The following is a 22750-nucleotide window of genomic DNA, read 5'->3' on the forward strand; positions in this document are numbered from 1 at the left end:
AGTTGGCCGCTCGGCTGGCTGTGGCTCGCTCTTGTTGCGAGCGGTCTCTATCACGGCGTCAATCCGGGAATGGGATGGCCGCTCGCCGTTTCGGCCGGGCTCATGGACAAGAGCCCGCGCGCGCTGTTCCGCGCGTTGTGGGCTCTGGCGGCCGGACATCTCCTGGCAACACTTCTCGTGCTGCTGCCGTTTGCGTTCCTGCTCGTCCTGGCCGAGTGGCAGCGTTCGATCCAGCTCGGCGCGAGCCTTCTCGTCATCGGCTTCGGCGTCTATCGGCTGATCGAGCGGCGCCATCCGCGCACGCTGGCACGAATTCCGCCAACGCAATTGGCGCTCTGGTCATTCGCCGTTGCCATTGCTCACGGCGCGGCCTTGATGCTCGTGCCGATCTATCTCGGGCTCTGCCAGGCCTTCGAGCTCGATGCCGGCCATGAGGCGGCGGGCGCGCTGATGAAGGCAAGTCTTCTGAAGACAAGTCTCGGGATGGCGGTGCTGGTGTCCCTGGTGCACGTTGTCGCCATGGTCAGTGCCGGCGGATGTCTGGCTTGGCTGGTCTACCGTTATCTGGGATTGAGGTTCGTCGCGCGAAGCTGGTTCAATCTGGATGCAATCTGGGCGACCAGCCTCATTCTGGTTGGCGCCGTGGCGCTCGCCTTCAATCTCGCGAGCTGGCGCTGAGGCCTATTTCGCCAACGCCCACTCGCCGACAAAGCGGAAGCGCGCTTTGGTATCATCCTGCTTGAACAGCGCGATCCGGTCGATCGCCAGCGTCTCGAGACTGAGCGCCGCAAACCTCGCGCGCAGCATCTCCAGGATCGGCCCGCGCCGTTCCGCATCCAGCCGTCCCGTCAGCGTCATGTGGAAGCGGAATTCTTCCATCACGTACGGGTAACCCCAGCGGTCGAGATAGTCGCGCTGCCGCTCGGTGAGCTTGTCGGGCTTGCGCCGCGCGCGGTCTTCCGCCGTCATGGGCGCACGGAAGTCGTCGAATTCGCGGACGCAATCGGCCGCAAGTTGCTGGAGCGCACCCACCGGCTCGGTCGGAATCACCGCAATGAAGCCGCTGATGGAGTCGACGACCGGACGGATTGACGGCATCGGCCGCGCCTTGCCGGCAAAGGCCACGCAGGCTGCGACGAGCTCGGCTTCAGTCCTGCCTGGCGCCAGCGCCATCGGCGCCTTCAGCGTGCCGTGGAAACCGTATTTGCGGGGATCGGCCGTGACGTCGCGCCAGTCCGGCGCAACACGCGATGCGTCGGCAGGGAACGGCATCTCGTCACCGGTGTAGACATCGTAGCCCAGCAGCTCGGCGCCGAAGCGGGAGAGGGCGCTGTCGGCGCCGGCGGCAAAGTAGATCGCGTAGCGGGGAAAATCTGTCATCGCCCGAGCATAACCGGTTCAGGCCGCAACGACAGCCTCGCGCGGCGTCGCCGCCGCAGCGAGCAGTCGCGTCGCATCGGTGAGATGCACGAGCTTTCCGCCTGATACCACCGCGATCAGCCGCGGCCGCAGCGGTATGCTGTCGTCGACCAGCAGCATGTCGGCGCGGCATCCTTCCGCGAGCACGCCGCGATCGGCAAGGCCGGTCGCGCGCGCTGGTCCCGCAGAGACCAGATCCCAGGCCTTCGGCAGCGGCAGCACGCCGTCGGCGACAAGGCGGAACGCGGCGAGCAGCTGCGCGGGATAGTAATAGTAGACGCCAGCACCGAGCAGAGCCCCTTCGCGATCATGTCGGATGCCCGAGTCCAGCCGGTATGGCTGCCGCCGCGCACGACGTTCGGCGCACCGTAGACGATGGCATCGCCGGCGGACGCGGCCGCCCGCGCGGTCTCCTCGTTGATCGGAAACTCCGCGATGTCAGCGCCCAGCTCGCGAAACTCCTGCCGCATCGCCGGCGTCGCATCGTCATGCGAGAGCATCCGCACCTCGGCTGCGCGAGCAGTTGCGGCAAGCCGCGACACGGAAGCCGGCACTTCACTGGCCCGCGAAAGCACACGCTCGACCAGCCGGTCGAATTCCTCGCCCGAGAGGCCGGTGCGCTCGACCATGCGGTTGCGCTTGCGCGGCTTGGCCATGTCGGCAACGGTGCCGTCCATGTGGTCGTTGAAGGCGAACAGGTCGACGCGGCCCTCGGCGAGCCACTGGCCGATCTCGGTCTCGGCATCCAGATTGTAGGTCTCGTGCCGCAGGTGGAATCGGGTGTCGGCGGCGAAATGCGGTCGCTGCCGCTCGATCGCCTCCATCAGGGCGCGCGCATTGCCGGCGCTGCGCAGGCCCGGCTCCCATGAGCAGGTCGTGGCGTGAAACACGGTGGTGATGCCGTTGCTGATCGCCTGGCGGTCACTGTCGGCGAGGGCGACGTCGATCGGAAAGTCGACGCCGGCGCGCGGCATCATCTGGCGCTCGAAGGCATCGCCATGCAGATCGACGATGCCGGGCAGCACCAGCAGGTTGCGCGCATCGATCGCCAGCCGCGCACGGCCGCGAGAGGCATCGACCTGCGCAATGTCCGCGCCGGACACCAGAATGGAAGTTTCGACGAGCTCGGAGCCGATCAGGGCCCGGCCGCCCTCAAGGAAGATGTCTGTCAAGCGACCGCGCTTCGTTTGCTGGCAGGGGAACGGGTGAGGGAGCTTGCCCGTGCTTCATATGCCGAGAGGAAATCTTCAATCCCGAGCTTGCGGAAATCGGGCAGTGCTTCACGCAATTTGTCGTGATCCCAGTCCCACCAGGCGAGCCGGGCCAGCCGTCCGGCGACGTCTTCCGAGAACCGCCGCCGCACGATGCGCGCCGGATTGCCGGCGACGATGGTGTAGGCCGGCACGTCCTTGGTGACGATGGCGCCGGCCGCGATCACGGCGCCGGTGCCGATGTTGCGGCCGGGCAGCACGATCGCGCCATGGCCGATCCAGACGTCGTGGCCGATATGGACGTGATGCTGGCGCCGCCAGTCGAAGAACTCGGTGTCGTCGCTCTCGCCTTCGAAGTAGGCGCTGGAACGATAGGTGAAATGCGCCTGCGTGGCGCGATGCATCGGATGATTGCCGGGATTGATGCGCGTCATCGCCGCGATCGAGCAGAATTTTCCGATGGTGGTGTAGGTGATCTGGGCGTCGTTCACGACATAGGAGTAATCGCCCATCGTGACTTCAGTGAGGATCGTGCGCGCACCGACTTCGGTATAGGTGCCGAGACTGGTCTCATGCAGCTTCGCCGAAGGGTCGATGGTCGGTTGAACCGAGAGCGTCTTGCCGGCCATGCTACATCCGATAGGTCGAGGGCGGGCGTACCTCTTCGAGCGGCCTGATGACAATGTCATGACGATGCGATGACAGGGGAAGAGGTGTGTAGGATCGCCGCACCGCAGCGCCGGTGTCACACAAGTGTCAAGCGCCAGCGTTAGCGGTGGCAGCCAGCTACTCTGGAGCCCTCTATGCTGGTGGTTGAAGGTCTGACGTGCCGCTTCGGCGCAAAAGCCGCGGTGGACGACGCTTCGTTTCAAATCTCCCCCGGCGGCTTCGTCGGTGTGATCGGGCGCTCCGGCGCCGGCAAGTCGACCATGCTGCGCATGATCAATCGCCTGGCGACGCCGACGCAGGGCCGTATCCTGTTCGACGGCCTCGACGTTACCGCGCTGCGCGGCAAGGAATTGCGGCAGTGGCGGGCGCGCGCGGCGATGATTTTCCAGCAGTTCAACCTGGTCGGCCGGCTCGATGTGCTCACCAACGTGTTGATGGGACGCCTCGCGACGATGCCGGCCTGGCGCTCGCTGACGCAGACCTGGCCCGAGCACGACAAGGCGCTGGCGATGTCGGCGCTCGAACAGTTCGATATCGCCTCACTCGCCGCCCAGCGCGCCGACCAGCTCTCCGGCGGCCAGCAGCAGCGTGTTGCGATCGCCCGGGCGCTGGTGCAGCAGCCCGACATCATCCTGGCCGACGAGCCGATCGCCTCGCTCGACCCGCGGAACACCAAGATCGTGATGGATGCGCTGCTGCGCATCAACAAGCACTTCGGCATCACCGTACTCTGCAACCTGCATTCGCTCGATCTCGCGCGCAGCTATTGCGATCGCCTGATCGGCATGGCGCAGGGGCGCGTGGTGTTCGACGGCGCGCCGGCCGAATTGACCGACCACGTCGCGCGCGAGCTCTACGATCTCGAAGCCTCCGACGTCATGGGCGGAATGCCTGTGCCGGCGCCTGAAGGCGTGCCGGCGCTCGGAACGGCCGCGGCCGCCTGAGCTGCGCCTGTAACTGCCAATTTTTGCGTCAACCGACCCCAACCGATGAAGAGGGTATCATGATCACTCGCAGACTGGTTCTTGCCGGCGCCGCCGCGCTCGCGTTCACGACCTCGGCCTCCGCCGACGACTGGAAAGCCAAATATCCCGAACTGACCTTCGCGGTCATTCCGGCGGAAAACGCCTCGGGCGTGACCGAGCGCTGGGCGCCGTTCATGAACTATCTCTCCAAGGAATTGGGCGTGAAGGTCACGCTACGCATCGCCAACGACTACGCCGCGGTCATCGAAGGCCAGCGCGCCGGCAACATCCATATCGCCAGCTACGGCTCGGCGTCGTTCGCCCGCGCCCGCCTGACCGGCGTCAAGACCGATGCCTTCGCCAACGACATCAATGCCGACGGTTCGACCGGCTACTACTCGGTGTTCTTCGTCAAGGCGAGCAGCCCCTACAAGAGCGTCGACCAGCTCAAGGGCAAGAACCTCGGCCTCGTTGACCCGAACTCGACCTCCGGCAACAACGTGCCGCGCTTCGAGCTCGACAAGATGGGCATCACGGATGCCGACACCTATTTCAGCAAGGTCGTCTTCACCGGCAGCCACGAGAACGCGATCCTGGCGCTGGCGCAGGGCACGGTCGACGTTGCGGCCAACCAGTGGACCAGCGATGACGATTCCACGCTGGCGCAGATGCTGACCAAGGGCATGCTGAAGAACGCCGACGGCTCGCCGATGAAGAAGGACGATTTCCGCATCATCCACAAGTCGGCGCCGATCATCAACGGCCCCTACGCCTACAATTCCGACCTGCCGGAAGATGCCAAGGCGGCGATCGCCAAGGCGTTCTTCGACGCGCCGGCCAAGGACAAGGCGGCCTTCGATCGCCTCCAGGACGGCCAGAAGAAGGGTTTTCATCCCGCCACCACCAAGGACTGGGATGGCACGATCGAGCTGATCAAGTTCGTCGATGCACTGCGTAAGAAGAAGGCGTCCTGAGTTTCGGGACGATAGCACTGGAGCCGGGTCGATGGACCCGGCTCTTTCTCTTTGATCGACCACCTTTCCTGGCCAGATGACCGTCGCGGTTTCGATCCTTCCCGAGCAGCAGCTCGCCGTGCTGAACGCGGCCTATCGCCAGGCGGTCGCGCGCAAGCGGCTCCGACTCCTGTTGGGGCTGGTGATCTTTGCCGCAGCGCTGTTTCTTGCCGCGATCGGCGCGGAAGTGAACCTGCGCACCTTCTTTGCCCATTTCGGCAATTTCATCAGCTATTTCGACCGCATCCTCACGCTCGACAGCGGCCAGCGGGTCTGGACCGATGCCGGCGAGTGGCTGTGGGGCTGGCGCAAATGGCTGAAGATGCTGGGCGAGACGCTGCTGATCTCCTATGTCGGCACGCTGATCGGCGCGACTTTCGCCTTCGCCTTGAATTTCTTCGCGGCCGAGAACACGTCACCGTCGCCCTGGCTGCGCTTCGTGGTGCGTCGCCTGCTCGAATTCGCCCGCACCGTGCCGGGCATCGTCTTCGCGCTGATCTTCGTGATCGCGTTCGGCCTCGGGCCGATGGCCGGCGTGCTCGCGATCGCGATCCACTCCACCGGCGCGCTCGGCAAGCTGTTCTCCGAGATCGTCGAGAATGCCGACATGAAGCCGGTCGAAGGCATCCGCTCGACCGGTGCGAGCTGGCTGTCCTGCATGCGCTTCGCCATCGTGCCGCAGGTGACCGCGGGCTATGCCAGCTACGCGCTGCTGCGCTTCGAGATCAACGTCCGCGAGGCCTCGGTCATGGGCTTCGTCGGTGCCGGCGGCATCGGCCAGGAGCTCGTCGTCGCCATCCGCAAGTTCTATTACTCCGACGTCAGTGCCATCCTGCTCACCATCATCATCACGGTCTTCATCATCGACATCACCACCGGCTGGCTGCGCGGCCGTCTGTTCGGTAAGGAGGCACGGACGTGATGAGACCGCAGGAGGTCGACACGCGAGAGCTTCGCGCGCGCTACCCCGATGTGTTCGACCGCCCCGCCTCGGCGCGGCTTGCGATGCCTGCGATGATCGTCGCGGCGTTTGCGATCCTGGTTTACGGCCTCGTCGATCTCGACTTCTCGCCGTCGCGGTTTTTCGCAGGGCTGAGCCAGCTCGGCTGGATCAGCCTGATGATGATCCCGCCCGATCCCGGCTCTTCGCTCCCGGTCTATCTGAAGGCGCTGGGTGAGACGCTGTCGATCGCGCTGCTCGGCACGACGCTGGCGGCGGTGTTCGCGCTTCCGGTCAGCCTGCTGGCCGCTCGCAACGTCATACCCTCGCAGATCCTGCGTTTTCCGGTTCGCCGCTTCCTGGATTCGATCCGCGGCGTGGACACCCTGATCTGGGCGCTGGTCTGGATCAATGTCGTCGGCCTCGGCCCGTTCGCCGGTGTGCTGGCGATTGCCGTGTCGGATTTCGGTGCGTTCGGAAAACTGTTCTCGGAGGCGATCGAAGGCGCCGACCAGAAGCAGGTCGAAGGCGTCCGCGCCTCCGGCGGCAGTGCTTTGCACGAAATCCGCTTCGGCCTGCTGCCGCAGGTGCTGCCCGTGATCGCCGGCCAAGTGCTCTATTTCATCGAATCCAACACGCGCTCGGCAACGATCATCGGCATCGTCGGCGCCGGCGGCATCGGCCTCCAGCTCGCCGAGCAGATCCGCGTGCTGGAATGGCAGCGGGTGTCGTTCCTGATCCTGATGATTTTGGTCGCCGTCGCCGCGATCGATTTCATCTCGAGCAAGCTGCGGTTTGCGATTATTGGGCGCAGGGCGGTGGCGTAGCTTTCGTCCTTGTCCCCTTGTGGGAGAAGGTGGCGCGAAGCGCCGGATGAGGGGTCTGCCTCCTCAAACTCAGATCGGTGTTTGCAGAGACATACCCCTCACCCGTCTCGCCGCTACGCGGCGAGCCACCCTCTCCCGCAAGGGGAGAGGGTGAAGAAGAGCAGCCTCACCCGTTCTCCACCAGAAACTCCACCCGCTCCGCCGCAAAGCGCGAGTGCTTGGTCACCAGCGGCTTGCCGGCGAGATCGTGGTCGGTGGCGTCGACCACGAGGATCGGCCGTCCCAGCGGCAGATCGAGCCGCGCGGCATCGGTTGCGTCCACGATGCCGGCGGTGATCCGGGTCGCGCCGCGACTGTAGTCGCGGACGCCGTAGTGCTCGAGCAGTTTCGTCATCGAGCGCGTCGCGGCGAACACCTCGCCCGCGCCCGGAAACAATTCCGCTGACAGCCAGGTGGTGGAGACGCAGATCGGCGTGCGGTCGGCGAGGCGGATCGCCTCGATCCGCACCAGCGGCGCGCCGGCCTTCAATCCCAGTTCGCGCGCGAGTTCGCGGGTCGCGACGTCGTCGGACGCCTCGATCAGCCGGCCATGCGGTTCGCGGCCATCGGCGCCGACGATCTCGGAGAAGCGGGTGCGCGAGCGTAAGGGATAAGCGAGGCGCTGTGCCTCGACATAGGTTCCGCTGCCACGTTCGGCGCGCACGATGCCGCGCTCGGCAAGCGCGGCCAGCGCGCGCCGCACGGTGTGGCGGTTCACACGATAGGTCTCGGCGATCTCCATCTCGCCCGGCAGCTTGTCGCCGGCCGCAAAGCGGCCGTCGGCGATGCCGCGCTCGATGCCGTCGGCAACGAGGCGCCACAGCGCGACGCCCGAAGAGGCTGTGTCCTGCATGCTCATGTCGCCGAGAAGCCTACTTCAGAAATCACACGTTTGTCACGAAACAGTCATGGCGCTTCCGTATCAAGTTGTCTATTATCATAGACAACTTGGATTCGGCAAGTTCTGTCAAAAGCTCGGTGGATTTGGTGACCCAGCACAACAACCAGCAAGTCCAGCGCAAGGCCGCGATGGCCGTGCTGGCGCACGCGGAGGCGGGCGAGATCGCCGCTCGCCTCCGCGCTCTCGCCCTGCCGGCGCATCAGGAGCTACGCGCGCCGGAAAACGGTCTCGTCATGCTGCGCGGCCGGGTCGGCGGCGACGGCGCGCCGTTCAATCTCGGTGAAGCCACGGTGTCTCGCGCAGCGGTCCGGCTCGCGAGCGGCGAGGTCGGCTTCGGCTACACGCTGGGGCGCGATGGCGAAAAGGCGCGGCTGATCGCGCTGTGCGACGCACTGGCGCAGTCCAGTGATTTCGGCGAGGCGGTGGAGCGTGACGTTATCGCGCCGTTGCGCGAGCAGCTTATGATCCAGCGCAAGCAGGCGGCCGCCGAGACCGCCGCGACGAAGGTTGATTTCTACACCATGGTGCGCGGTGAGGGGTGAGGCCATGACCACGATTGCGGAACTACCGCCGGGTTTCGTCGACAAGGTGTTGTCGGCGCAATCGACCTTTCGTTCCGTCATGGACGCGATGGCGCGGCCGGGCTCGGTCCAGCGCATCGTGCCGATGGCGGGAGCGCCCGAGCCAACGATGCGCGGCACTGCCGCGATCGCGCTGACGCTGTTCGATCACGACACGCCGCTCTGGCTCGATGCCCGGATGGCGGAGAGGTCGGACGTGGTGAAATGGCTCAAGTTCCACACCGGCGCGCCGGTGGTGCAGGACTCTTCGATCGCGAGTTTCGCGCTGATCAGCGACGGCGCAGCGCTGCCGTCGCTCGAGCGCTTCGCGCTGGGCACGAATGAGTATCCGGATCGTTCGACCACGGTGATCCTTCAGGTCGAGAGCCTGAATTCGGGGCGCAGTTTCGAACTGCGTGGCCCCGGCATCGACGGTGTCGCGACGCTTCAGGCCTCGATCAGGCCTTTCGACCTGTTCGAACGGCTGCAGTTCAACGAGGCGCTGTTTCCGCGCGGCATTGATTTGGTGCTGGTCGCCGATGATGCCGTGGTTGCGATCCCGCGCACCACGCGTGTCGTGAACAAGGGAAGCTAGTCGCATGTATGTCGCAGTCAAAGGCGGCGAGCGCGCCATCGAGAACGCCCATCGCCTGCTCGCCAATGCGCGGCGTGGCGACCAGAGCGTTTCCGAGGTCACGCTGGATCAGATCTCGGAGCAGCTTGGCCTCGCCGTGGACCGCGTCATGAGCGAAGGGTCGCTCTATGACCGCGAGCTCGCGGCGCTCGCCATCAAGCAGGCGCGCGGGGATCTAATCGAGGCGATCTTCCTGGTCCGCGCCTTCCGCGCCACCCTGCCGCGCTTCGGCGCCAGCGAGCCGGTCGACACCGGCGCGATGCGGGTGCAGCGGCGGGTGTCGGCGACCTTCAAGGACATTCCCGGCGGCCAGATCCTCGGGCCGACCTTCGACTACACGCACCGCCTGCTCGATCCTTCGCTTGGCCAGGGCTTTGTGCCTGAAGTGCCGGCGACGGCCGAAGCGTCGACGGCGCCCACGCCGCGTGTGACCGATATTCTGGGCCGCGACGGGCTGATCGAATCCTCGCCGCGGGCCGAAGACGGCGCCAGCGTCGGCGATCTTACGCGCGAACCGTTGAACTTCCCGGCCGATCGCGACCTGCGCCTGCAAAACCTCGCGCGCGGTGACGAAGGCTTTCTGCTGGCGATGGGTTATTCCACCCAGCGCGGTTACGGCCGCAACCATCCCTTCGTCGGCGAGATCCGCTTCGGCGAGGTCGATGTCGAATTTTTCGCGGAAGACGTCGGCTTCGCCGTGCCGCTCGGCTCCATCGAGCTCACCGAGTGCCAGATGGTCAACCAGTTCAAGGGCTCGGCGACGGAAGCGCCGTGCTTCACCCGCGGCTATGGTCTCGCCTTCGGCCAGAGCGAGCGCAAGACCATGTCGATGGCGCTGGTCGACCGCGCGCTGCGTGCCCGCGAGCTTGGCGAAGAGGCCGTGGCCCCGGCGCAAGATGAAGAATTCGTGATGTCGCATTCGGACAACGTCCAGGCGACCGGCTTCGTCGAGCATCTGAAGCTGCCGCATTATGTCGACTTCCAGTCCGAGCTCGGCCTCCTTCGCAAGCTGCGCAAGGAATTTGCCGAGGCCAATGCGCCCGACGCCATGAAGGAGGCCGCGGAATGAACGCGCCCGCCTACAACTTCGCCTATCTCGACGAACAGACCAAGCGGATGATCCGCCGCGCGATCCTCAAGGCGATCGCGATCCCCGGTTATCAGGTGCCGTTCGCCAGCCGCGAAATGCCGATGCCCTATGGCTGGGGCACCGGCGGCGTGCAGGTCACGGCCGCGATCCTCGGGCCCCAGGATGTGCTGAAGGTGATCGACCAAGGTTCCGACGACACGACCAATGCGATCTCGATCCGCAAATTCTTCGCCAAGACCGCGGGCGTCGCCACGACCACGGCGACTGAAGATGCAACCGTGATCCAGACCCGTCACCGCATCCCGGAGACGTCGCTGCACGCGAACCAGGTGCTGGTCTATCAGGTGCCGATCCCGGAACCGCTGCGTTTCCTCGAGCCGCGCGAGACCGAGACGCGGCGCATGCATGCGCTCGCCGAATATGGCCTGATGCATGTGAAGCTCTACGAGGACATCGCCCGCTTCGGCCACATCGCCACCGCCTACGCTTATCCGGTGAAGGTCAATGCGCGCTACGTGATGGATCCGTCGCCGACGCCGAAATTCGACAATCCCAAGATGGACAATTGCCCGGCGCTGCAATTGTTCGGCGCCGGTCGCGAGAAGCGCATCTATGCGATCCCGCCCTATACGCAGGTAGTGTCGCTCGATTTCGAGGATCACCCGTTCGAGCCGTACCGCTTCAACGCGCCCTGCGCGCTGTGCGCGGCCGAGAATTCCTATCTCGACGAGATCGTCACCGACGACAAGGGCGGGCGTATGTTCGTGTGCTCGGACACCGACTATTGCGAGGGCCGCCAGGCCGCCGGCCATCACGGCAGCCTTAGCGCCGCGCCGTACAAGGACAAGGCGGGCTCACATGGCTGATCAAGACATGGCTGATCTCGATAAGCTCGAAAACGACCAGCCGCTGCTGGTCGCAGAATCCCTCAGCAAATCCTATGGCCGCATCGCCGCGTGCCGCGACGTGTCGTTCTCGCTCTACCCCGGCGAGGTGCTGGCGATCGTCGGCGAGTCCGGCTCGGGCAAGTCGACGCTGCTGCAAATATTGTCGGGCCAGCTCGCGCCGAGCGCCGGCCAGGTGTCGTACCGCATGCGCGACGGCGTCACCCGCGATCTCACGAGCCTGGGCGAAGCCGAGCGGCGCTTCCTGTTCCGCACCGACTGGGGCTATGTGCACCAGGATCCCGCGCAGGGCCTGCGCATGGCGGTCTCGGCCGGCGCCAATGTCGGCGAACGGCTGATGGCGGTGGGTTGGAATCACTACGGCCGCATCCGCGATACCGCGTCGGACTGGCTCACCCGCGTCGAGATCGACATCGCGCGCATCGACGATGCGCCGCGGACCTATTCCGGCGGCATGCGCCAGCGTCTCCAGATCGCGCGCAACCTCGTCACCGAGCCGCGGCTGGTGTTCATGGACGAGCCGACCGGCGGTCTGGACGTGTCTGTCCAGGCTCGCCTGCTCGACCTCGTGCGCAGCCTCGTCGCCGAGCTGCACCTCGCCGTCATCATCGTCACCCATGATCTCGCGGTGGCGCGACTGCTGTCGCATCGCGTGATGGTGATGAAGGGCGGCCGCGTCATCGAGACCGGTCTCACCGACCAGGTGCTCGACGACCCCCGCGAGCCCTATACCCAGCTCCTCGTCTCCTCGATTCTGCCGCCATAAGCCTTTCAAGATGAGTTTTCCGATGACCGCCATGATCGACATCGCCGCCGCGAAAAAGACCTTTACGATGCACCTGCAGGGCGGCATCGAGCTGCCTGTCGTCAGCGGCGTGACCTTCCACGTCAATCCCGGCGAATGCGTCGTGCTCTCTGGCCCGTCCGGTGCCGGCAAGTCGTCGATCCTGAAGATGATTTTTGGCAATTACCGCTGCGACTCCGGCCGCATCGGCATTCGCCACCGCGGCGCGGTGGTCGATCTCGCCACCGCCGAGCCGCGGCAGGTCCTCAACATCCGTCGCTCCACGATCGGCTATGTCAGCCAGTTTTTGCGGGCGGTGCCGCGTGTTGCGACCATTGACGTCGTCGCGGAGCCACTGATCGTGAACGGCCTGGCACGCGCTGAGGCGCAACAGCGCGCAGGCGAGTTGCTGCACCGCCTCAACATCCCTGAAAGACTCTGGCAGCTGCCGCCCGCGACCTTCTCCGGCGGCGAGCAGCAGCGCGTAAACATCGCGCGCGGCTTCATCTCGGAGCTGCCGATCCTGCTGCTGGACGAGCCGACCGCTTCGCTCGATGCTGCCAACCGCGCCGTCGTGGTCGATCTGGTCGCCGAGAAGAAGCGCCAGGGCGTCGCCATGGTCGCCATTGTCCACGACGACGAAATCCGCCATTTGATTGCCGACCGTATTGTTGACGTCACCAGCTTTGCCGCCGCGGCCTGAAGGAAATGGAAATGAACGCCAAGCCGAAGGACACATTGATCGCCAACGCCAGGATCGTGCTGGCTGACCGGGTGATCGAGCAGGGCTGGCTCGCTCTCGCGGATGGACGCATCGCCGAGATCGGCGAGGGCAGGGCGCCTGCGGGCGCCGAGGATGCCGGCGGCGACCTCATCATGCCCGGCCTGATCGAGCTCCACACCGATCATCTCGAAGCGCATTACGTGCCGCGCCCAAAAGTGTTCTGGAATCCGGTCGCCGCCGTCATCTCCTATGACGGCCAGCTTGCGACCTCAGGCATCACGACCGTGTTCGACTCGCTCCGGGTCTGGCGCGAGGACGGCGCCGAGGAAGTCGATGGCCGCGCCGGCGTGCTCGCCGCCGCGATCACGACCGCGCGCGATGCCAGCCTGCTGCGCGCCGACCACTTCCTGCATCTGCGCTGCGAAATCCCGATGCCGAGCGTGGTCGAGGAGGCCAAGGAGCTGATCGACCGTCCCGACGTCAAGCTGATGTCGCTGATGGACCACACGCCCGGCCAGCGCCAGTTCCGCGACGAGGTCAAGCTGCGCGACTATTACCGCGGCAAGGGCGGCGGCAAGACCGATGCCGAGCTCGATGAGCTGTTCGCGAAGCGCTTCGAGTATCAGAAGCTCTATGCAGCGGCCAACATGCGCGAGATCGTGTCGCTGGCGCACAAATACAACATTCCGCTGGCGAGCCATGACGACACCACCGAGGAGAACGTCGTGGACGCCGTGCGCGATCGCGTGTCGGTGGCGGAATTCCCGACCACGCTGGAGGCCGCGCGCGGCCTGCATCAGGCCGGCATCGACATCCTGATGGGTGCGCCGAACGTCGTGCGCGGCGGCTCGCACTCCGGCAACATCGCCGCGGTCGATCTCGCCCGCGAGGGCCTGCTCGACATCCTGTCGTCGGACTACATCCCGTCCAGCCTCCTGATGGCCGCGCTGCAATTGCCGGAGCATGTGCCCGCGATCAGCCTGCCGGCGGCGGTTCGTACCGTGACGAAGGCGCCGGCCGAGGCGGTTGGCCTGTCGGATCGTGGCGAGGTCGCGATCGGCAAGCGCGCCGACCTGATCCGCGTGCATGTTGCGGGCGACGTTCCCGTGGTCCGTAGCGTCTGGCGCGAAGGAAACCGCGTCGCATGAGCGAGACCGCGACCATGGCACACGATGAGGCCAGCGGGATCGGGCCCGGGCGGCTCGTGCTCGTGGTCGGTCCCAGCGGTGCCGGCAAGGACACGCTGTTGCGGCTCGCACAGGCGGCCTGTATCGACGACCACGACATCGTCTTTCCGCGCCGTGTCGTGACGCGCGAATCCTCCGAAGCCGAAGACAACATGGCGATGAGCCAGGACGAATTCCGCCGCGCGCGCGAGCACGGCGATTTCGCCGTGCACTGGGAAGCGCATGGTCATTCCTACGCTCTTCCGCTCGAAATCAACGATGACATCCTCGCTGGCCGGGCCGTCGTCGCCAATGTCTCGCGGACGGTGATCGGCGCGCTGCGCCAAGCCTATGCCAACGTCGTCGTGGTCGCGATCACGGCGCCAACGGACGTGCTGGCCCAGCGGCTTGCTGCCCGGGCCCGGCACAGCGACGGCAATATCGCAGATCGCCTCGCGCGCAGCGTCGACGACGCATCGGCCAATGCCGATGTCACCATCCTCAACGCGGGCAGCGCGGACTATCACAGCCGCCAGCTCGTGCGTGTGATCAGGAACGAAGGCTGGCACGAATAGCCGGCGCAACAAGGAGAACGGAATGTCGGTGATTGAAACGGTCGAACAGCTGGAGGCCATCTACGGTGCCGTTGGTGACGCCTCGACCGTGAAAGTCGCCGACCACATTACCCCGCTCTACCGCATCTTCATCGAGAAGGCGCCGTTTGCTGCGCTCGCCACCATCGGACCGGAAGGCATCGACTGCTCGCCGCGCGGCGATCTCCCCGGCTTCGTCCGCATCCATGATCCGAAGACGCTGATGCTCCCGGATCGCCGCGGCAACAACCGGGTCGATTCCTTGCGCAACATCGTGCGCGATCCCAGGGTGTCGCTGATGTTCCTGATCCCCGGTTCCGGCAACGCGGTGCGGGCCAACGGCCGCGCTTGTCTCTCCGTCGATCCCGAGCTGCTCGCCTCGTTCAAGGTCGAGGGCAAGGCGCCGCGCAGCGTCATGGTGATGAATGTGGACGAAATCTATTTCCAGTGCGCCCGCGCCATCGTCCGCTCCGACCTCTGGAATCCCGACAAGCGGATCGATCCGAAGACGCTGCCGACGCCCGGCCAGATCCTTGCAGAGATGAGCGAGAACAAGGTCGGCGGCGCGGAGTATGACCGGATCTGGCCCGAGCGGGCTGCGGCGACGATGTGGTAGCTCTCTCTTACCCTCTCCCCCTTGTGGGAGAGGGTGGCTCGTCGCGATAGCGGCAGACGGGTGAGGGGTATCTCTCCTCACGAAAGGGAATCGCAGGGTGGGCAAAGGCGCACTTGCGCCGTGCCCACTACCCATCCAACACCGCGATAGAAATGGTGGGCACGCTCCGCTTTGCCCACCCTACGGTTCACGAAGAGCGGTGCGCGCGGAGAGATACCCCTCAACCGGCGCATCGCGCCACCTTCTTCCACAAGGGGAGAAGGAAAGGCGGCACTATCTTCGCTCCTAGTTAAACGCCATCCCGCCACTCAGCGCGATGGTCTGCCCGGTCATGTAGGCATTGTCGACCAGCAGCATCACGGCTTTCGCCACCTCCTCCGCCGTGCCGAAGCGGCCGAGCGGGATACGGCTGACGAGCCCGGGCTGCCCGCTCATCATGTCGGTCTCGATCAGCGACGGAGCTACCGCGTTGACGGTGATGCCTTCCTTCACCAGCCGCGCTGCATAGCCGCGCGTGAGACCCTCCATGCCGGCCTTGGATGCATTGTAGTGTGGACCGATCGAGCCGGCACCGCGCGCCGCGCCCGAGGAGATGTTGATGATGCGGCCCCATTTCCGTGCGCGCATCTCCGGCAGCACCGCCTGCGTGCACAGGAAGGCGGATTTCAGGTTGACGAGGATGGTGCGGTCGAAGTCGTCCTCGGTGAGATCGTCGACGCCGCGCGTGATGGCGATGCCGGCATTGTTGACGAGGATGTCGATCGGCCCGAGCCCGGCCGTGACGCGCTCGACCATTGTAGCCACGGCGTCGCGCTGCGAGACGTCGGCGGCAGCGACAATGGCGCGTCCGCCTTGCTTGCCGATTTCGCCTGCCAGCTTTTCGGCCTGCCCGATCTGCTCCCGGCAGTTGATCGCCACCGCCGCGCCTGATGCGGCCAGGGCGCGACAGACGGCTGCGCCAATCCCGCGCGAGCCGCCGGTGACGAGCGCGGTGCGCCCCTTCAGATCATCCGCCATGTCCGGATCTCCCAAATTGTCTGTTTTGACGTTGCGCGAGCGTACCATGCCCGCCGCCCGCGCCTGTTGAACTCGTCGCGAGATGAATCCGTCTGTTGGTGCTTGCGCCGGGAGAAGCGCGCCAGCGCGCTCGTGCCAAATATGGATAGCCATTTCATTGACCGAACGCGCCAATCGCTCGATATTCGCAGCATCGAAACTGCTCCTCGAGCTTGATGCCGCGATATGAGAACCGATCACCAGCGTAACCTTGACGACATGCATGCGTGCATGACGCGGCGCTGTTTCTCGGCGGCAACAGGCACCTGTTGTTGTTGCTGATCGTCTCCTAGCAACCTCCCACAGCACAAATCCCACGACAGGAACGCCGAAATTCCGGCGAACGAGCAGTCATGTCCCAGACACAGTCGAACGCCTACATCATTGAAATCCAGGACCGCGCCGCCGGTATCATCACAAGGGATGAGCGCGGCTTCCGCTTCTTCTCCTCCGAGCGCCTGTTCGACAGCCTCGAAGGCCGCCAGTTCCGCTCGGCGCGCGAGGCCGAACGAGCCGCGCGTGCGGTGTTTTCGGAGCGGAGCCGCCGCGCCAATTCCTCACTCTTCGCCAACTGAACCTGACGTAAAGGACCGCAACATGATTGCACGACGACATATCCTGACCGCAGCGCTTCTCCTCGCAACCGCCCTGGCCGCACCCGCACGCGCCGAGGACAAGCCGGCGGAAATCCGCATCGGCACCCAGAAGGGCGGATTCTTCCCGGCGGTACGCCAGCGTCAAACGCTCGAAAACGCCTTCAGGCCGCTGGGCATCGAAGTCAAATGGATCGACTTCCAGTTCGGTCCGCCGCTGCTGGAGGCGATCAACGTCGGCAGCGTCGATTTCGGCTTCGTCGGCGACACGCCGCCGATCTTCGCGCAAGCGGGCGGCGCAAAGATAAAATATGTCGCGGCGGTGAAGTCCGAGGGCGACAACCAGGCGATCATCGTGCCGAAGGATTCGCCGATCAAGACGCTGGCTGATCTCAAAGGCAAGCGCGTCGCCTTCGGCAAGGGATCGAGCGCGCACAATCTCCTGGTCGCCTCGCTCGAAAAGGCGGGCCTGTCCTGGTCCGACATCACGCCCGCGCCGCTCGCGCCGGCCGATGCGACGGCGGCCTTCGTGAAAGGCTCGGTCGACGCCTGGTCGATCTGGGATCCCTATCTCGCGCTCGCTGAATTGAAGGAGAACGCCCGCGTTCTCGTCTTCGACAAGGACGTGCACAAGCCGAACGCCTACTACATCGCCAACACCGACTTCGTCGAGAAATATCCGTCGCTGGTCGCGAAGCTCAACACGACCTTCGCCTCCGAAGGCAAGTGGGCGGAGCAGCATCACGAGGAGGTCGCAAAGGCGCAGGCCGAGGCGACCGGCGTGGACATCGAAGCTGTCAGGCGCTTCGTCAACCGCTCCGTCTACAGCGTGGTGCCGCTCGACGCCGAGGTGATCAGGACGCAGCAGGCCGTCGCCGACCGTTTTGCAAAGCTCGGCCTGATCCCGAAGCCGGTCAACGTCTCCGACATCGTCTGGAAGTGGACGCCGGGTTCGTAAGATGAGGCTAGGAAGACGTCGTCATGCCCGGGCTTGTCCCGGGCATCCACGTTCTTCGTCCCGAATAGCTAGACGTGGATGGCCGGGACAAGCCCGGCCCTGACGCCCGTGGAGGCTGTCTTCTATCTAAACCCTCAGCCCTTCAGCGCCGCCAGCACTTGATCCGGGCGCTCGGCCATGATCATGTGGCCCGCGCCCGGCACCACGACGGTCTTCGCATGCGGGATCGCCGCGGCGAGCGCCTTGCCCGCTTTCGCCGGCGTCATCATGTCGCGTTCGCCGAGGATGAGGGTAGCAGGCACCTTCACGCTCGCCGCAGCGGTGAGTGCATTCGCGTAAGCATTGCAGGCCGACAAATCCCTGAACAGCACGCCGGGCTCGCAAGACTTCAGCACCGCCTGTGCGCCGCCATGCATCCACAGGCCCGGCGCGAGGCTGCCGCCGAGCTCGGCGTTGAAGCCGAGGCCCCAGATCGACACCATGTCGTTGGCGTCCTGCGAGTTGGCTTCGGCCGCTTTCAGGAGATCCGGGCCGACTGTCATGGTCGCGGCGGTGCCGATCAGGCTCAGCGCGGAGACCTTGTCGGGATGACGCGCCGCCGTCTCCAGTGAGATCAGCGATCCCATGGAATGGCCGATCAGGTGCGCCTTCGCCACGCCCGCCGCAGCGAGCAATGCCGCCGTCCAGTCCGCCATCTCGGCGATGCCTCCCAGCGAAGGTCCAGCCGAGCGGCCGTGGCCGGGCAGGTCGGGGGCCAGCACGCCAAAACCGTGATGGGCGAACCAGCGCGTATGCAGCGCCCAGGTCGAGTGATCGAAGCCGGCTCCGTGGATGAAGGCGACCGCGGGCAGGGACTTGTCGAACTCGCGGCCGCCGTTTGCGACAAACACCTCGGCGCCGTTGACAGTGAGCTTCATGGTGTCAGACCTTTTGCGAGATGCGCAGCGCCTGCGCAAGATCGTCGATGATGTCGCTTGCCGTCTCGATGCCGACCGACAGCCGCACCAGCTCCTCGCCGATGCCGGCGGCCTTGAGCTGTTCGGCATCCATCTGCTGATGCGTGGTCGAGGCCGGGTGGATCACCAGCGTCTTGGCATCGCCGACATTGGCGAGATGGCTGATCATGCGCAGCGATTCGATGAATTTTCGGCCGGCGGGTCGCCCGCCCTTGATGCCGAAGGAGACGATCGAGCCGGCGCCGCGCGGCAGCAGCGTTTTTGCGAGCTGATAGTCGGTGTGGTCCTCCAGCGAGGGATGCAGGACCCAATCGACGGCCTTGTTCGACTTCAGCGCCTCCAGAACCAGATGTGTGTTCTGGATGTGGCGGTCCATGCGCACGCCGAGCGTCTCCACGCCCTGCAAGAGCTGGAACGCGTTGGTCGGGGACAGGCAGGCGCCGAAATCGCGCAGGCCCTCGGTGCGTGCGCGCATGATGAAGGCCGCCGTGCCGAACTGTTCGTCGAAGACGATGCCGTGATAACCGCCATAGGGCTCAGTCAGCACGCCGAACTTTCCGGAGCTGCGCCAGTCGAACCGGCCGCCGTCGACGATGGCGCCGCCGATCGCGATGCCGTGGCCGCCGATCCACTTGGTCGCCGAGTGCATGACGATGTCGGCGCCAAGCTCGATCGGGCGGCTGAGATAGGGCGTGGCAAAGGTGTTGTCGATCAGCAGCGGAATCTTTGCCTCATGTGCGATTCCCGCGACCTTCGGGATATCGAGCACTTCGAGCCCGGGATTGCCGATGGTCTCGCCGATCACGAGTTTCGTGTTCGGCTTGATCGCCGTGCGGAACGCGTCGAGGTCGCGCGGCTTGACGAAGGTCGTGGTGATGCCGAAGCGCGGCAGCGTGTGCGCCAGCAAATTGATGGTGCCGCCATAGAGCGAGCTCGACGCCACGATGTGGTCGCCGGCATTCAAGAGCGTCGCGATGGCCAGATGCAGCGCGGCCATGCCGCTCGCGGTGCAGATCGCGCCGACGCCGCCTTCGAGCGCCGCGAGCCGCTCTTCCAGCACACCGGTGGTCGGATTGGAGATGCGCGTATAGATGTGGCCGGCGCGCTCCAGATTGAACAGCGCGGCGGCGTGGTCGGAATCCTGGAACACGTAGGACGTGGTCTGGTAGATCGGCACCGCGCGGGCGCCGGTCGCGGGATCCGGATGCTGGCCCGCATGCAGGCTCAGGGTCTCGAAGGCAGGCGGTTTCGGCGCGGGCATGCGTGGCCTCGTTGGTCGATCGGCGGAGGCGGCCGTTGTGCCACAAAATGGTGCGGCACGTCAGCCCATTGACAGCGCCGGGCGGCGGCTCGCAGTGCGCAGTGTGATGCGAGCCGTGGCCGCAGCGTCAGTGCGCTCCCTCGCCCCGTTCTTACGGGGAGAGGGTTGGGGTGAGGGGCCTCTCTCCACACGTGCGGTCGTTGAGGGACCTGTACCCCCTCACCCGGATCGCGCCGGACGATGCTTCGCATCGCCGGGGGCGATCCGACCTCTCCCCGCAAGCGGGGAGAGGTGAAGCGGCACCGTCCGCGCTAGCTAACGTTCCCGCCGATCGCCTGCTCGATGATCCGCGCCTCCCGCAGCAAAATCTCCGCCACCTCATGCTCGCGGCGCGGGCCGAGCCTCGTCCGAACGGCGGAGACGGTGATCGCCGCGGCAGGCTGTCCGTCCGGGGTCTTGATCCAGGTGGAGATCGATTTCGTGCCCTGCACGAGGCCGATCTCCCTCATGCCATACCCCAGCCGTCTCGCGGCGGTGACCTGGCCCAGCACCGTCGCGACGTCGGTCCGGTAGGCCTCGAACCGCTTCTCGTTGGCCGCGACGATTTTTCGCGCGTCCTGCGCCGGCATCGCGGCGAGGATGGCGACGCCTGCACTGCTGACGCCGAGCGGCCGGCGCGCACCGACCTCGATCGACAGCACCTGAATCGGATAGATGCCAATCCTGCGGTCTACGCACAGCGTATCGTTGCCGGTCCGCACCGTCAGGAACAGCGTGTCGCCGATCTCAGTGGAGGCACGCCGCAGCGACGGATTTGCCGCGACCAGCAGCCGCGACGGCCGCGGGCGTGCAAGTGCGAGCTCCGGCACCTGGTTGCCGATCGCGTAGCGGCCTGTTCGCTCGTACCGTTCGACGATGCCTTCCTCGATCAGCACGTGGACGATGCGATGCACGGTCGGGCGGGTGAGGCCGGTCGCGCGTACGACCTCGGCCAGCGGCACCCCGTCTTCGCGGCCTGCGGCAAGAATACGCAGCACCGCAAGCGCGCGCCGGATCGCCTGCGCGCCCTGTCGCGGCTCTGCCGTTCCGCGGGCGGATCTTGCGGAGTTTGTCTTGTCCATATTATGGACAAGAACGCCACAATTCACTCGACAGGTAAAGCGCTCATCTGGAGATTGCGCCGCGATCGAGCGCCATGCGCGACGTCACGGCATTCGATATGGAATTGGAAGCGCCGCCGGGAGGTTAACATGAGATTAATCTGGATTGCCATAGCTGCCGCAGCCGCGATGCTGGCGGGACCCGCATCGGGCCAGCAATGGCCGGCGCGCAGCGTCAAGCTGATCGTGCCCTATCCGGCCGGCGGCAATGTCGACAGCGCCGCGCGGATCGTCGCCGACAAGCTCCAGGAAAAGCTCGGCCAGCCCTTCATCATCGAGAACAAGGCCGGTGCCGGCGGCATGATCGCGGGCGAAGCCTTCGCGAAATCGGCGCCCGACGGTTACACGCTGTTCGTCGGCGCCAACGGCCCGGTGCTGTTCGCGACCGAGATCAACAAGCGCGAGGCCTATAGCTGGAAGAAGGATTTTGTTCCGATCTCGACGATCTCGATGACGCCGCTGGTGCTCGAAGTGCACCCGTCCGTGCAGGCCACGACGTTCAAGGAATTCATCGAGCTCGCCAAGCGCGAGCCCGGCAAGCTGACCATGGCCTCGCCCGGCCCCGGCACCACCAACCATCTGCTCAGCGAGCTGATGCAGTCGAGCCTCGATCTGCAATGGGTCACCGCGCATTACCGCGGCAACGCGCCGGCGATCAACGATCTCCTGGGCGGTCAGGTGCAGTTCGCATTCGACCAGCTCACGGTCAGCCTCCAGCACATCAAGGCCGGCTTGTTCCGTGCGCTTGCCGTCACCAGCCCGCACCGCCTGAAGTCGCTGCCTGATGTCCCGACCTTCGCCGAGCTCGGCTACAAGGATTTCGACGGCCAGACTTTTACCGGCCTGTTCGCGCCTGCCGGCACGCCGGCGCCGATCGTCGACAAACTTCACGAGACGCTGGTTGCGATCCTGAAAGATCCCGGTGTGATCGACAAGTTCGAAAAGCTTGGCGGCGAATCCACCCCGATGACGCCGGACGAGTTCAAGGCCTATCTCGCGCGCGAGGACGCCAAGTGGATTCCGGTCGTGCGCAAGGCCAACATCAAGGCTGACTGAGCGATGCGGATCGACCCCACCGAGCTCGGCGCGGAGCGCATCTACCGGCTGATGACCGGCATCGTGGTGCCGCGCCCGATCGCCTGGGTCACGAGCCTGTCGCGCTCCGGCGTGCTCAACCTCGCCCCCTTCAGCGCCTTCACCTTCGTCTCGCAGAAGCCGCCGATGCTCGCCATCAGCGTCGGCCGCAAGGGCGCCGACTACAAGGACACCGCGCACAACATCCTCGACACCGAGGAATATGTGATCCACATCGCCGATACCCCGCTGATGTCCGCAGTGCACGACAGCTCGGTCGAGCATCCGCCTGAAATCAGCGAGGTCGAGCATCTCGGGCTGGAGACGCTGCCCTGCGAGCGGATCAAGGTGCCGCGGCTTGCGGCGGCGCCCGTGGCGATGGAGTGCCGCTTCCGGCAGTGCCTCGAATTCGGCGATGCCCGCAGCCGGCTCATCGTCGGCGAGGTCCTGATGTTCCACATCCGCGACGGCCTCGTGAACGACGGCAAGGTCGAGACCGCGGCGCTCGACCCGATCGCGCGCATCGGCGGCCCGCGCTACGCCCGTCTCGGCGAGATCGTGACGCTGAACACCGTCTTCCAGACGCCCAAATCCAAAGACTGAGCGCGCGGCCCATCGCGCCGGCCTATGTGCCTG

25 protein-coding genes and 1 pseudogene are annotated in these 22750 nt (G+C 65.5%); 18 read left to right on the plus strand and 8 right to left on the minus strand.

Annotated features, from left to right (window positions below):
• Window positions 1–69: 69 nt before the first annotated feature.
• Entirely contained in the window at window positions 70–678 is a 609-nt protein-coding gene (locus ABIA90_RS38175) for a hypothetical protein (protein WP_085965313.1), read from the plus strand.
• 3 nt (window positions 679–681) lie between these two features.
• On the opposite strand, the gene ABIA90_RS38180 is transcribed toward ABIA90_RS38175, so the two are convergent.
• From ABIA90_RS38180 to ABIA90_RS38190, 3 genes and pseudogenes are all read right to left on the minus strand, one after another.
• Window positions 682–1380 (minus strand): DUF1045 domain-containing protein, encoded by a 699-nt coding sequence (locus ABIA90_RS38180; protein ID WP_354121422.1) that lies wholly within the window; start codon window positions 1378–1380, stop codon window positions 682–684.
• 18 nt (window positions 1381–1398) lie between these two features.
• Window positions 1399–2591 (minus strand): annotated as a pseudogene (locus tag ABIA90_RS38185) (alpha-D-ribose 1-methylphosphonate 5-triphosphate diphosphatase).
• Complete coding sequence (locus ABIA90_RS38190; RefSeq protein ID WP_354121423.1) at window positions 2588–3259, minus strand: LbetaH domain-containing protein; 672 nt, start codon at window positions 3257–3259, stop codon at window positions 2588–2590. Before ABIA90_RS38190 ends, ABIA90_RS38185 begins: the two are co-directional and overlap by 4 nt.
• A gap of 174 nt (window positions 3260–3433) precedes the next feature.
• Between ABIA90_RS38190 and phnC the strand changes: the two genes are divergently transcribed.
• The 4 genes from phnC (at window position 3434) to phnE (ABIA90_RS38210) (ending at window position 7044) form a co-directional block, all read left to right on the plus strand.
• The gene (gene phnC, locus ABIA90_RS38195; protein ID WP_354121424.1) at window positions 3434–4243 is read left to right on the plus strand and encodes a phosphonate ABC transporter ATP-binding protein; all 810 of its coding nucleotides are present in this window, start codon (window positions 3434–3436) and stop codon (window positions 4241–4243) included.
• 59 nt (window positions 4244–4302) lie between these two features.
• A complete protein-coding gene (phnD, locus tag ABIA90_RS38200) occupies window positions 4303–5238 on the plus strand; it encodes a phosphonate ABC transporter substrate-binding protein (protein WP_063979768.1) in 936 nt (311 codons plus the stop codon).
• Between the two features lie 76 nt (window positions 5239–5314).
• Entirely contained in the window at window positions 5315–6199 is an 885-nt protein-coding gene (gene phnE / locus ABIA90_RS38205; protein WP_166348426.1) for a phosphonate ABC transporter, permease protein PhnE, read from the plus strand.
• The gene (gene phnE / locus ABIA90_RS38210; RefSeq protein ID WP_502916675.1) at window positions 6199–7044 is read left to right on the plus strand and encodes a phosphonate ABC transporter, permease protein PhnE; all 846 of its coding nucleotides are present in this window, start codon (window positions 6199–6201) and stop codon (window positions 7042–7044) included. The genes phnE (ABIA90_RS38205) and phnE (ABIA90_RS38210) overlap by 1 nt, the downstream gene beginning before the upstream one ends.
• A 166-nt stretch (window positions 7045–7210) precedes the next feature.
• On the opposite strand, the gene phnF is transcribed toward phnE (ABIA90_RS38210), so the two are convergent.
• Window positions 7211–7942 (minus strand): phosphonate metabolism transcriptional regulator PhnF, encoded by a 732-nt coding sequence (phnF, locus tag ABIA90_RS38215; protein WP_028151386.1) that lies wholly within the window; start codon window positions 7940–7942, stop codon window positions 7211–7213.
• A gap of 119 nt (window positions 7943–8061) precedes the next feature.
• Here phnF and phnG point away from each other — a divergent pair, with 119 nt between their 5' ends.
• The 9 genes from phnG to ABIA90_RS38260 are packed head-to-tail and all read left to right on the plus strand — an operon-like array spanning window position 8062 to window position 15056.
• The gene (gene phnG, locus ABIA90_RS38220) at window positions 8062–8526 is read left to right on the plus strand and encodes a phosphonate C-P lyase system protein PhnG (RefSeq protein ID WP_014491455.1); all 465 of its coding nucleotides are present in this window, start codon (window positions 8062–8064) and stop codon (window positions 8524–8526) included.
• 4 nt (window positions 8527–8530) lie between these two features.
• Window positions 8531–9139, plus strand: coding sequence for a phosphonate C-P lyase system protein PhnH (gene phnH, locus ABIA90_RS38225; RefSeq protein ID WP_247313683.1), 609 nt, complete (start codon window positions 8531–8533; stop codon window positions 9137–9139).
• A gap of 4 nt (window positions 9140–9143) precedes the next feature.
• Window positions 9144–10247 carry a carbon-phosphorus lyase complex subunit gene (locus ABIA90_RS38230; protein ID WP_354121426.1) on the plus strand — a complete coding sequence of 368 codons (1104 nt, stop codon included), beginning with the start codon at window positions 9144–9146 and terminating at the stop codon, window positions 10245–10247.
• The gene (locus ABIA90_RS38235; RefSeq protein WP_071909234.1) at window positions 10244–11134 is read left to right on the plus strand and encodes an alpha-D-ribose 1-methylphosphonate 5-phosphate C-P-lyase PhnJ; all 891 of its coding nucleotides are present in this window, start codon (window positions 10244–10246) and stop codon (window positions 11132–11134) included. The genes ABIA90_RS38230 and ABIA90_RS38235 overlap by 4 nt, the downstream gene beginning before the upstream one ends.
• Before the next feature lie 7 nt (window positions 11135–11141).
• Window positions 11142–11939 carry a phosphonate C-P lyase system protein PhnK gene (phnK, locus tag ABIA90_RS38240; RefSeq protein WP_354121529.1) on the plus strand — a complete coding sequence of 266 codons (798 nt, stop codon included), beginning with the start codon at window positions 11142–11144 and terminating at the stop codon, window positions 11937–11939.
• Window positions 11940–11961: 22 nt separating this feature from the next.
• A complete protein-coding gene (phnL, locus tag ABIA90_RS38245) occupies window positions 11962–12660 on the plus strand; it encodes a phosphonate C-P lyase system protein PhnL (RefSeq protein ID WP_166353575.1) in 699 nt (232 codons plus the stop codon).
• A gap of 11 nt (window positions 12661–12671) precedes the next feature.
• On the plus strand, window positions 12672–13829 hold the full coding sequence (locus ABIA90_RS38250; RefSeq protein WP_354121427.1) for an alpha-D-ribose 1-methylphosphonate 5-triphosphate diphosphatase: 1158 nt from the start codon (window positions 12672–12674) through the stop codon (window positions 13827–13829).
• Window positions 13826–14422 (plus strand): phosphonate metabolism protein/1,5-bisphosphokinase (PRPP-forming) PhnN, encoded by a 597-nt coding sequence (gene phnN, locus ABIA90_RS38255; protein ID WP_354121428.1) that lies wholly within the window; start codon window positions 13826–13828, stop codon window positions 14420–14422. Before ABIA90_RS38250 ends, phnN begins: the two co-directional genes overlap by 4 nt.
• A gap of 22 nt (window positions 14423–14444) precedes the next feature.
• The gene (locus ABIA90_RS38260) at window positions 14445–15056 is read left to right on the plus strand and encodes a pyridoxamine 5'-phosphate oxidase family protein (RefSeq protein ID WP_354121429.1); all 612 of its coding nucleotides are present in this window, start codon (window positions 14445–14447) and stop codon (window positions 15054–15056) included.
• Between the two features lie 285 nt (window positions 15057–15341).
• On the opposite strand, the gene ABIA90_RS38265 is transcribed toward ABIA90_RS38260, so the two are convergent.
• Window positions 15342–16073 carry an SDR family NAD(P)-dependent oxidoreductase gene (locus ABIA90_RS38265; RefSeq protein ID WP_354121430.1) on the minus strand — a complete coding sequence of 244 codons (732 nt, stop codon included), beginning with the start codon at window positions 16071–16073 and terminating at the stop codon, window positions 15342–15344.
• Window positions 16074–16465: 392 nt separating this feature from the next.
• On the opposite strand from ABIA90_RS38265, the gene ABIA90_RS38270 reads away from it, so the two are divergent.
• Both ABIA90_RS38270 and ABIA90_RS38275 read left to right on the plus strand, forming a co-directional pair.
• Complete coding sequence (locus ABIA90_RS38270; RefSeq protein ID WP_166104507.1) at window positions 16466–16687, plus strand: hypothetical protein; 222 nt, start codon at window positions 16466–16468, stop codon at window positions 16685–16687.
• A 22-nt stretch (window positions 16688–16709) separates the two neighbouring features.
• On the plus strand, window positions 16710–17663 hold the full coding sequence (locus ABIA90_RS38275; protein WP_354121431.1) for a sulfonate ABC transporter substrate-binding protein: 954 nt from the start codon (window positions 16710–16712) through the stop codon (window positions 17661–17663).
• A 134-nt stretch (window positions 17664–17797) separates the two neighbouring features.
• Here ABIA90_RS38275 and ABIA90_RS38280 read toward each other — a convergent pair whose 3' ends face one another.
• The 3 genes from ABIA90_RS38280 to ABIA90_RS38290 form a co-directional block, all read right to left on the minus strand.
• Window positions 17798–18580, minus strand: a complete 783-nt coding sequence (locus ABIA90_RS38280; RefSeq protein WP_354121432.1) for an alpha/beta fold hydrolase — start codon at window positions 18578–18580, stop codon at window positions 17798–17800.
• A 4-nt stretch (window positions 18581–18584) separates the two neighbouring features.
• Complete coding sequence (locus ABIA90_RS38285; protein WP_354121433.1) at window positions 18585–19880, minus strand: O-acetylhomoserine aminocarboxypropyltransferase; 1296 nt, start codon at window positions 19878–19880, stop codon at window positions 18585–18587.
• Between the two features lie 311 nt (window positions 19881–20191).
• Window positions 20192–21001 carry an IclR family transcriptional regulator gene (locus ABIA90_RS38290; protein ID WP_354121434.1) on the minus strand — a complete coding sequence of 270 codons (810 nt, stop codon included), beginning with the start codon at window positions 20999–21001 and terminating at the stop codon, window positions 20192–20194.
• A 129-nt stretch (window positions 21002–21130) separates the two neighbouring features.
• Between ABIA90_RS38290 and ABIA90_RS38295 the strand changes: the two genes are divergently transcribed.
• On the plus strand, window positions 21131–22096 hold the full coding sequence (locus ABIA90_RS38295; protein WP_354121435.1) for a Bug family tripartite tricarboxylate transporter substrate binding protein: 966 nt from the start codon (window positions 21131–21133) through the stop codon (window positions 22094–22096).
• A 3-nt stretch (window positions 22097–22099) separates the two neighbouring features.
• The gene (locus tag ABIA90_RS38300; protein WP_354121436.1) at window positions 22100–22717 is read left to right on the plus strand and encodes a flavin reductase family protein; all 618 of its coding nucleotides are present in this window, start codon (window positions 22100–22102) and stop codon (window positions 22715–22717) included.
• Window positions 22718–22750: the final 33 nt, after the last annotated feature.

This window comes from Bradyrhizobium sp. LA6.8 (assembly GCF_040547935.1).
In the GTDB taxonomy this organism is placed as follows: Bacteria; Pseudomonadota; Alphaproteobacteria; order Rhizobiales; family Xanthobacteraceae; genus Bradyrhizobium; species Bradyrhizobium barranii.